General features: G+C 40.9%; 7 protein-coding genes. 2 read left to right on the forward strand and 5 right to left on the reverse strand.

What is annotated here, in order from left to right; translation table 11 throughout:
* Positions 1-7: 7 nt before the first annotated feature.
* The 5 genes from ADH52_RS08120 to ADH52_RS08140 form a co-directional block, all read right to left on the reverse strand.
* On the reverse strand, positions 8-994 hold the full coding sequence (locus ADH52_RS08120) for a LacI family DNA-binding transcriptional regulator (RefSeq protein WP_049510888.1): 987 nt from the start codon (positions 992-994) through the stop codon (positions 8-10).
* A 9-nt stretch (positions 995-1,003) separates the two neighbouring features.
* On the reverse strand, positions 1,004-1,804 hold the full coding sequence (locus tag ADH52_RS08125) for a DUF1189 domain-containing protein (protein ID WP_049510889.1): 801 nt from the start codon (positions 1,802-1,804) through the stop codon (positions 1,004-1,006).
* A gap of 297 nt (positions 1,805-2,101) precedes the next feature.
* Positions 2,102-2,944: a sugar ABC transporter permease gene (locus ADH52_RS08130; RefSeq protein WP_004236955.1), complete on the reverse strand. Its 843-nt coding sequence runs from the start codon at positions 2,942-2,944 to the stop codon at positions 2,102-2,104.
* Between the two features lies 1 nt (position 2,945).
* A complete protein-coding gene (locus ADH52_RS08135) occupies positions 2,946-4,238 on the reverse strand; it encodes a carbohydrate ABC transporter permease (protein ID WP_049510890.1) in 1,293 nt (430 codons plus the stop codon).
* Positions 4,239-4,348: 110 nt separating this feature from the next.
* Positions 4,349-5,620, reverse strand: coding sequence for an extracellular solute-binding protein (locus ADH52_RS08140; protein WP_049510891.1), 1,272 nt, complete (start codon positions 5,618-5,620; stop codon positions 4,349-4,351).
* Positions 5,621-6,098: 478 nt separating this feature from the next.
* On the opposite strand from ADH52_RS08140, the gene malQ reads away from it, so the two are divergent.
* Complete coding sequence (gene malQ / locus ADH52_RS08145) at positions 6,099-7,616, forward strand: 4-alpha-glucanotransferase (RefSeq protein WP_000747274.1); 1,518 nt, start codon at positions 6,099-6,101, stop codon at positions 7,614-7,616.
* Positions 7,617-7,641: 25 nt separating this feature from the next.
* Entirely contained in the window at positions 7,642-9,900 is a 2,259-nt protein-coding gene (glgP, locus tag ADH52_RS08150; protein WP_049510893.1) for a glycogen/starch/alpha-glucan family phosphorylase, read from the forward strand.
* Positions 9,901-9,998 lie beyond the last annotated feature (98 nt).

Below are 9,998 nucleotides of genomic sequence, written 5' to 3' on the forward strand. Positions count from 1 at the left end.
CTGGTTTTTATTTTTCGATAATTTTGTGGGCAATCAACTGGCGATAACAAATTTGTTTATTGCTTTTAGCATCATTGATTATCTGGAGGATAGTTTCAAAGGAAACACGACCAAGCTCCAAACTATTGATATCAACATAGGCCGCCAAGTTGAGCTTGGGATTGACTGAGTCGAAGCTGAGGACAGGGACATCCAGTTGGTGTTTTGCGATGTAATCACAGACCCCTGCAGCAAGGAGACTATCAATGGTAATAATAGCGTCAATATTTGAATCGTGTTTGAAGAGAAGTCTACTAAAGCGATAACCATTATCTTCAAGAAATTCAGTAGCAAAGCAAGTCAGATTAGTATCGAGAGGAAGTTGGTGTTGTTTTAGAGCCATCTCGTAACCTGTCAGACGGTCTTGTGTTACGAAGAGTCGCTTAGTACCTCCGATAAAGGCAATTCGCTTGCAGCCTTTTTTGATGAAATACTCTGTCGCATCAAAACCAGCTTGGACATTGTCATTATCGACAAGTGGAATGAAGGGAGATAGAGATTTACCTAAGATAAGGAAAGGAAATTGCTCGTCTGCTACTAACTTAACCAAAGGGTCCTCTTCTTGGGCATAGAGGAAAATCAAACCATCTACACGCTTACCATAGACCATCTGAGAAATAGCTTTAAGGCGCTCTTTTTCATCTTTACCTGTTGCAATCTGAATGGCATAGTGGTTTTCAGATGCGACTTGGGCGATACCACGGAGGACAGATGGGAAGAAAGGATTTTGATAGAAGGCGTCTGAGTCGTCAGGAAGGACCAAGCCGATAACTTGGGTATAACTGCTTACCAAACTACGAGCGTTGAGGTTGGGGTGGTAATTGAGCTCCTTCATAGCCTTGCGAACGCGTTTTTTTGTTTCGTCACTAATGGTTGATTTATTTTGAATAACACGGGTTACGGTTGAAGGCGAAACACCAGCAGCCTTGGCCACGTCTTTAATCGTAACGGGCATAAAAATCTCCTATTTATGGTAATCTGGATCACGGAAATGCGTTTTATAAAAGATAGTGACCAGATACAGAACAAAAAGAATGTTTTGTACAGTAATGAGAGTTGTCATATTTTGGCCAAATAGTCCCAAAATAAGCGTAATCAGGGTTGGTAATCCTAAACAGTTCAAGATAAAATGGTAGCACTCTTTAAAGGTCCTAAATGAAAAGAGGCGTGATTTCTTAGTGATATAAAGGAGAAGACTCGCTCCTAGAGAGACGATAAAGAAATTCAAACCAAAGAGGAAGCTTGCACCGAGAACTAGGAAGAGACTGATATAGACACGATTTTGCTGGTACCAGTCTTTAGAAATGGCTTGGGTCAAGCTGTCTTTACTTTTGAAACTCTCAGTCTCAATCGCTCGGTAAGAGATACGGGTCAGTTCTTTACTTTCCTTGCTGATGACCAGTTCTTTTGTATCGAAATGCAGTTGCAAGTCCTTAGGTAATTCCTTGCTTTGACTTGGACCGATCACAATAGAAGGCTCTTGACTAGCTGTTCCAGTATAAGTTAATTTGCCATCAACAATTGTAGCGTGTTCAGAGAGATCCTGTACAACCTTATCTGTCAATGGTTCATAGACATTATCGATAAAGGTTTCTAGCGGATAAGTCTCCTGCGAGCTGTTTTGGATGGCAATAGGTACCATAGATAAGCTGATAAGGAAGATACTGGTAAAGAGAAGTTGGAACCAGTTGAGTCCGAAACGTTTGGACAGGGGCTTACGAAATCCCCAAATACTTGAAAAATAGGAAAATGGATATGGAAGCATAGGTATCTTTCTAAAAGGTGTTTTCTATATGAGTATTATTATATAGAGAAATGTGCTTTATTTCAAGTCTAGGAGATAAATTGCTTGTTGTAAGGGTATTACTTACAGTAACAATCGCTAATACTCAATGAAAATCAAAGAGCAAACTAGGAATCTAGCCGCAGGTTGCTCAAAACACTGTTTTGAGGTTGTGGTTAGAACTGACGAAGTCAGTAACCGTACTACGGCAAGGTGAAGCTGACGTGGTTTGAAGAGATTCTCGAAGAGTATAAAATGAAAAAGGGTGGCGGGGATATATTATCCCTTGTCGCCACCACTTGTAAGTCCTGAAACAAAGTTCTTTTGTAGGAAGAAGAAGAGAATACAGATTGGAAGGGCGATGAGGATAGCACCTGCTGAGAAGTAGGCAATCTTCATGTTTTTCACATTGCTAACGAAGGTTTGGAGACCTACGGCAACAGTAAAGTATTCTTTCTCACGAAGCAAGAAACTAGAGAGGATATAGTCTCCAAAAGGTCCCATGAAGGCCCAGAGAGCTTGTACGGCAACCATTGGGCGAACAAGTGGAAGAACAATTTGCCAGAAGCGGCGGAAGTGTCCTGCACCGTCTAGTTTTGCAGATTCGTCTAGAGACATTGGCACTGTATCGAAGTAGCCCTTCATGAGCCAAGCATTCATCGGGATACCCCCACCAACATAAAGGAAGATGAGGAACCAGCTGTGGTTAAGGGCGTTCAACATAAGTGCCATAACGAAGAAGGCAGTCAAAGCGGCCATTGTTGGCACCATTTGGATAATCAAGAAGAAGACCAAACTTTGTTTACGAGCCAAGAAATTGTAACGGCTATAAGCATAACCAGCAAGTACGATAATACTTGTTTGAACAGCCATAGTAATTAAGGCGATAATCAAAGTGTTGAGGTACCAAGTACCGTACAAGGTTTCAGTGAAGAGACCTTTAAAGTTATCAAAATTGAGGTCGATATTAGTATCTAGTTTAAAGGCTGAGACGTTACCTGCTTTAAAGGCTGACATGATGGTAATCAAAAGTGGATAGATAATCACGATTGATAGGCCAATTAAGTAGAGGTAAGTAAGGGTTTGAGTCAGTCTACGTTTGAGTTTAATTGAGTTATTCATCTTAGACATCCTCCATATCAAATGCGTGTAGTTTCTTGAATGCGATCATAGAGATTGAGATGACAATGATAGAGATAATCAAGGTAACAGCTGCCGCCATTGAGTATTGAGGAGATGTACCTGTTGTCAAACGGTAGATCCATGAGATCAAGATATCTGTTGAACCAGCTCCCCCTCCGACACTACCAGGACCTCCACCATTGAAGAGGTACATGATAGAGAAGTTGTTAAAGTTGAAGGTGTATTGGCTAATCAAAGTAGGTGCCGCAACAGCCAAGATCATTGGGAAAGTGATGTTGCGGAATTTTTGCCAAGCATTAGCACCGTCAATATAAGCTGCTTCATAAAGGTCGTTAGGAATAGATTGCAAGATACCCAAAGTCAAAACGTAGATATATGGGAATCCAAGCCAACCTTGCATCATAATCAAGGCAACCTTAGTCCAAGTAGGGTCTGTTTTCCAAGGGATAAGAGCCCCATCAAGGAAAGGAAGGAATTTAGCAAAGATCGGCAAGACTTGAGTGTTGATAGCACCGACACTATCATTAAACATATTTGAGAATGTCAAGATAGTGATGAAGGCTGGGACAGCCCAAGGAAGAAGGAAAATAACACCGAAGATGCGTTTTCCTTTGATAAATGGTTGGTTAGCAATGATAGCTGTGAAGATACCGATTACGATTTGTAAAGTAGAAGCTGCCAAAGCCCAGATGATAGTCCAAGAAAGAACGGCACCAAAGGCAGAACGGAAGGTACTCAAACTCCAGATATTCGTAAAGTTAGTCAAACCAACCCAGTCCAACAATTTGTTTGGTGGCAAGTGTTGGAAGTCGTAGTTAGTAAAGGCGATCATCAAGGTTACGATAACTGGGAAGATAATCGCAAAAGTCATTGCAATATAAGATGGAATGATCAAGAGGTAAGGGAAACCATTTTCATAGATTCCTTTGACCATTTCCTTAAAGGTAAGTGCTACTGGAATACCATTGTTAATGTGTTTGGCAGTTGTATGTGCATCTTTGATATTTGCGAAATAAAAGAGTACATAAACAACTACAAAGATTAAATGGAAGGCACCGCGAATCAGCATGAAGAGGGAATTATCACGACCTGGCTTATCACCAAGAGTGATGAGGTTGCTCAATTCAGGGGCTGCAAGTGCTAGGAAATAAAGGACAAATACAAGGGTTACACCAAGGAAGATAAAACCTTTGGCTTTTTGTTTATTGTAAATCTGTCCTAACCCAGGAATGATAGACAGCAAGGCTGCTTTACTAGGTTGTTGCTTTTCCATAATAACTCCTTTCATAGGATACTGGTTTCTAATTAAAACCTAAACTATATATGTTTTTTATTGATAAATTCAAAGGGGGATTTGAATTCCACCCCCCTTGAACAAATTTTTTATTCACCAAATTTTTGTTTGATTGTTTCTTTGATCAATGTTACAGCATCGTTTGCAGCTGTTTTAGCATCTTTCTTACCACTTACAGCTTCAAACAACATTGTTTTAGCTGGGTCCCAAACAGCTGACATTTGAGAGATATTTGGCATTGGTTGAGCGTTCTTGAACTGTTTGATAACAGCTGTTGTCAACTCATCGTTTTTACCTTCAGCGTATGAACGAGCTTCAGTGTTAGCTGGGATTTCGTTAGTTGTATCGTAGAAGGCTTTTTGTTCTTCAGTTGAAACAAGGAAGTCTACAAATTTTTGAGCAGCTTCAAGGTTCTTAGTGCTTGATGGGATGATCCAAGCTTTACCACCACCGAATGCAGCATATTCTTTTCCGTTTGGAAGAGTTGGGATAGTTGCAACACCGTAGTTTACTTTAGCGTCTTTGAAGGCTTTAGCTTTCCAAGGTCCGTCAATGATAGCAGCTGTTTTACCTTCTTGGAATTGAGTTTGGATTAGGTTTCCAGCTCCTTCAGTATCTTGCATACCTTTAGGCCATTTTTCATACCAAGATTTAGCATAGTTGATACCTGCGATAGAACCGTCGTTGGCAAGACCGATATCTTTAGCGTCTTTACCGTTTTGTCCAAATACGTAACCGCCGTTACCAGCAAGAAGTCCGTATGCAAAGTAGAAGTTTGTCCAGTCAGCTAGGAAAGCAGAAGTTTTTCCATCTTCTCCAGCGAATGCGTATTTGCTATCTTTAGCAAGGTTTTCCAAGTCAGCAAATGTTTTTGGAGCTTCTTTTACCAAGTCTTTGTTGTAGTACATAACAAGTGACTCGATAACGGCAGGAGCACCGTAAACTTTACCGTCAGCAGCTGTTACAAGAGATTTAGTTGTGTCGTCTGTTTTAGCACCATCGCTCAATTTCACTTCTGAAAGTTGTCCGTCAGAACCAAGGCTACCTACACGGTCGTATGGTGCCATCATAACGTCAGCAGCTTTACCAGATTGGTTATCTAGAGAAAGGTTGTCAAGACCACCCATTTGGTCTCCGGTTTTGATAGTCACTTTTACGCCAGCTTCTTTTTCGTAAGCTTTTGCAGCTGATTCAGCAAAAGCTTTGTATTGGTCTTCAACGTAAAGAGTGATTTCTTTCGCTTCAGATGAACCAGAATCAGCAGGCTTATCAGCAGTTTTGCTTCCGCAAGCTACCAAAAGCAAGCTAGCAAGTGTAACAGTTCCAAGCACAGCAGCGCTCTTCATGAATTTAGATGACATAGTGTATTCCTCCTAAAGAATAACAAATTTTATAATGAGGAAACGCAAACGTTTTCCTTTATGGGACTAGTATAGCACAATCGGAAAGCGGTTGCAAGTGTTTTTTGTAAAAATTTTTACAAAAATTGTAAAAAAAGTAAACGCTTCATCGTCATATAATAGTAGGAAATTCCAAAAATCGGTTTTGTTTTAAATTTAAAAAAAGTTGAGAAAACGATTGCCTAATTTACAAATGGAAGGCAGGGAGGATTCTCTCTTTATTTTTGCTTAATGAGATAAGTGAAACCCTTATTCCTATTTTGTTTGTTGCCTGAAAGAATATATATACGAGTAAGAAGAAAAAATTTTTAAAAAATAATCAAAAAAGTTACTTAAAACCGCTTGCATTTATCAAGAAAATGAGCTATACTAGTAATAGCGCAAACGTTTGCGTTCATAAAAATGTAATATCTAACTATAAACACATGAGGTGCTTATTATGAAAAAACGTCAAAGTGGTGTGTTGATGCACATTTCTTCTCTTCCAGGAGCATACGGAATCGGATCATTTGGTAAAAGTGCTTACGACTTCGTTGATTTCTTGGTTCGCACAAAACAACGTTACTGGCAAATCCTTCCACTAGGAACAACTAGTTACGGAGACTCTCCTTACCAATCTTTCTCTGCCTTCGCAGGAAACACTCATTTTATCGATTTAGATATCTTGGTAGAACAAGGCTTGTTGCAAGCAAGTGACCTTGAAGGGGTTGACTTTGGTAGCGATGCATCTGAAGTTGACTATGCGAAAATCTACTATGCACGTCGTCCTCTTTTAGAAAAAGCGGTAAAACGTTTCTTGGAAGTGGGAGATGTTAAAGATTTTGAGAAATTTGCTCAAGACAACCAATCATGGCTTGAACTCTTTGCAGAGTATATGGCTATCAAAGAGCATTTTGACAATCTTGCTTGGACTGAATGGCCAGATGCAGATGCTCGTGCTCGTAAAGCTTCAGCACTTGAAAGCTACCGTGAGCAATTGGCAGACAAGTTGGTTTACCACCGTGTGACTCAATACTTCTTCTTCCAACAATGGTTGAAATTGAAAGCTTACGCTAACGACAACCACATCGAAATCGTTGGAGACATGCCAATCTACGTAGCGGAAGATTCAAGCGATATGTGGGCAAATCCACATCTCTTCAAGACAGATGTCAACGGTAAGGCTACTTGCATCGCAGGATGCCCACCAGATGAATTTTCTGCAACTGGTCAGCTTTGGGGTAACCCAATCTATGACTGGGAAGCAATGGACAAAGATGGTTACAAATGGTGGATTGAACGCTTGCGTGAAAGCTTCAAAATCTACGACATCGTTCGTATCGACCACTTCCGTGGTTTCGAATCTTACTGGGAAATCCCTGCTGGTTCCGATACAGCAGCACCTGGTGAGTGGGTGAAAGGTCCTGGCTACAAGCTTTTTGCAGCCGTTAAGGAAGAACTTGGTGAGTTAAACATCATCGCAGAAGACCTTGGTTTCATGACAGACGAAGTTATCGAATTGCGTGAACGTACGGGCTTCCCAGGAATGAAGATTCTTCAATTTGCATTCAACCCAGAGGACGAAAGTATCGATAGCCCACACTTGGCACCTGCTAACTCAGTTATGTACACAGGAACACACGATAACAATACGGTCCTTGGTTGGTACCGTAACGAGATCGATGATGCAACTCGTGAATACATGGCGCGCTACACTAACCGTAAAGAATACGAAACAGTGCCACATGCTATGCTTCGTACAGTCTTTTCATCAGTTAGCTTCATGGCAATTGCAACTATGCAAGATTTGCTAGAATTGGATGAGGCAGCTCGTATGAACTTCCCATCTACTCTTGGTGGAAACTGGTCTTGGCGTATGACTGAAGATCAATTGACACCAGCTGTCGAGGAAGGCTTGCTTGACTTGACAACAATCTATCGCCGAATCAATGAAAATTTGGTAGAATTAAAGAAATAATACAATATCAGGAGACACCTTAAACATGTTATCACTACAAGAATTTGTACAAAATCGTTACAATAAAACCATTGCAGAATGTAGCAATGAAGAGCTTTACCTGGCTCTTCTTAACTACAGCAAGCTTGCAAGTAGTCAAAAACCAGTCAACACTGGTAAAAAGAAAGTTTACTATATCTCAGCTGAGTTCTTGATTGGTAAACTCTTGTCAAACAACTTGATCAACCTTGGTCTTTACGACGATGTCAAAAAAGAACTTGCAGCTGCAGGTAAAGACTTGATCGAAGTTGAAGAAGTTGAATTGGAACCATCTCTTGGTAACGGTGGTTTGGGACGTTTGGCTGCCTGCTTTATCGACTCAATTGCTACTCTTGGTTTGAACGGTGACGGTGTTGGTCTTAACTACCACTACGGTCTTTTCCAACAAGTTCTTAAAAACAACCAACAAGAAACAATTCCAAATGCATGGTTGACAGAGCAAAACTGGTTGGTTCGCTCAAGCCGTAGCTACCAAGTGCCATTTGCTCACTTCACATTGACATCAACTCTTTACGATATCGATGTACCAGGTTACAAGACAGAAACTAAGAACCGCTTGCGTTTGTTTGACTTGGATTCAGTTGATTCTTCAATCATTAAAGACGGTATCAACTTTGACAAGACAGATATCGCTCGCAACTTGACTCTTTTCCTTTACCCAGATGATAGTGACCGTCAAGGTGAATTGCTCCGTATCTTCCAACAATACTTCATGGTTTCAAACGGTGCGCAATTGATCATCGAAGAAGCAATCGAAAAAGGAAGCAACTTGCATGACCTTGCTGACTACGCAGTTGTCCAAATCAACGATACTCACCCATCAATGGTTATCCCTGAATTGATCCGTCTTTTGACTGCTCGTGGTATCGAACTTGACGAAGCAATCTCAATTGTTCGTAGCATGACTGCCTACACTAACCACACAATCCTTGCTGAAGCCCTTGAAAAATGGCCTCTTGAATTCTTGCAAGAAGTGGTTCCTCACTTGGTACCAATCATCGAAGAATTGGACCGTCGCGTGAAAGCAGAATACAAAGATCCAGCTGTTCAAATTATCGATGAGAGTGGGCGTGTTCACATGGCTCACATGGATATCCACTACGGATACAGTGTTAACGGGGTAGCAGCACTTCACACTGAAATCTTGAAAAATTCTGAGTTGAAAGCTTTCTACGACCTTTACCCAGAAAAATTCAACAATAAAACAAACGGTATCACTTTCCGTCGTTGGCTCATGCATGCTAACCCAAGATTGTCTCACTACTTGGATGAGATTCTTGGAGAAGGTTGGCACCATGAAGCTGATGAGCTTGAAAAACTCTTGTCTTATGAAGACAAAGCAGCTGTCAAAGAAAAATTGGAAAGCATCAAAGCTCACAACAAACGTAAATTAGCTCGTCACTTGAAAGAACACCAAGGTGTGGAAATCAATACAAACTCTATCTTTGATATCCAAATCAAACGTCTTCACGAGTACAAACGCCAACAAATGAACGCTTTGTACGTGATCCACAAATACCTTGACATCAAAGCTGGTAACATCCCTGCTCGCCCAATCACAATCTTCTTTGGTGGTAAAGCAGCTCCAGCCTACACAATCGCTCAAGACATCATCCACTTGATCCTTTGCATGTCAGAAGTTATTGCTAACGATCCAGCAGTAGCTCCACACTTGCAAGTAGTTATGGTTGAAAACTACAACGTTACTGCAGCAAGCTTCCTTATCCCAGCATGTGATATCTCAGAACAAATCTCACTTGCTTCTAAAGAAGCTTCAGGTACTGGTAACATGAAATTCATGTTGAACGGAGCTTTGACTCTTGGTACTATGGACGGTGCTAACGTGGAAATCGCTGAGTTGGTTGGAGACGAAAATATCTACATCTTTGGTGAAGATTCAGAAACTGTTATCGACCTTTACGAAAAAGCAGCTTACAAATCAAGCGAATTCTACGCTCGTGAAGCTATCAAACCATTGGTTGACTTCATCGTTAGCGATGCAGTTCTTGCAGCTGGAAACAAAGAGCGCTTGGAACGTCTTTACAATGAATTGATCAACAAAGACTGGTTCATGACTCTTCTTGACTTGGAAGACTACATCAAGGTTAAAGAACAAATGTTGGCTGACTACGAAGACCGTGACGCATGGTTGGATAAAGTCATCGTTAACATTTCTAAAGCAGGATTCTTCTCATCTGACCGTACAATTGCTCAGTATAACGAAGATATCTGGCACTTGAACTAATACTCTTCGAAAATCAAATTCAAACCACGTCAGCGTTGCCTTGCCGTACTCAAGTACAGCCTGCGGCTAGCTTCCTAGTTTGCTCTTTGATTTTCATT

The sequence above is a fragment of the Streptococcus pseudopneumoniae genome (assembly GCF_001072665.1).
GTDB lineage: Bacteria > Bacillota > Bacilli > Lactobacillales > Streptococcaceae > Streptococcus > Streptococcus pseudopneumoniae_S.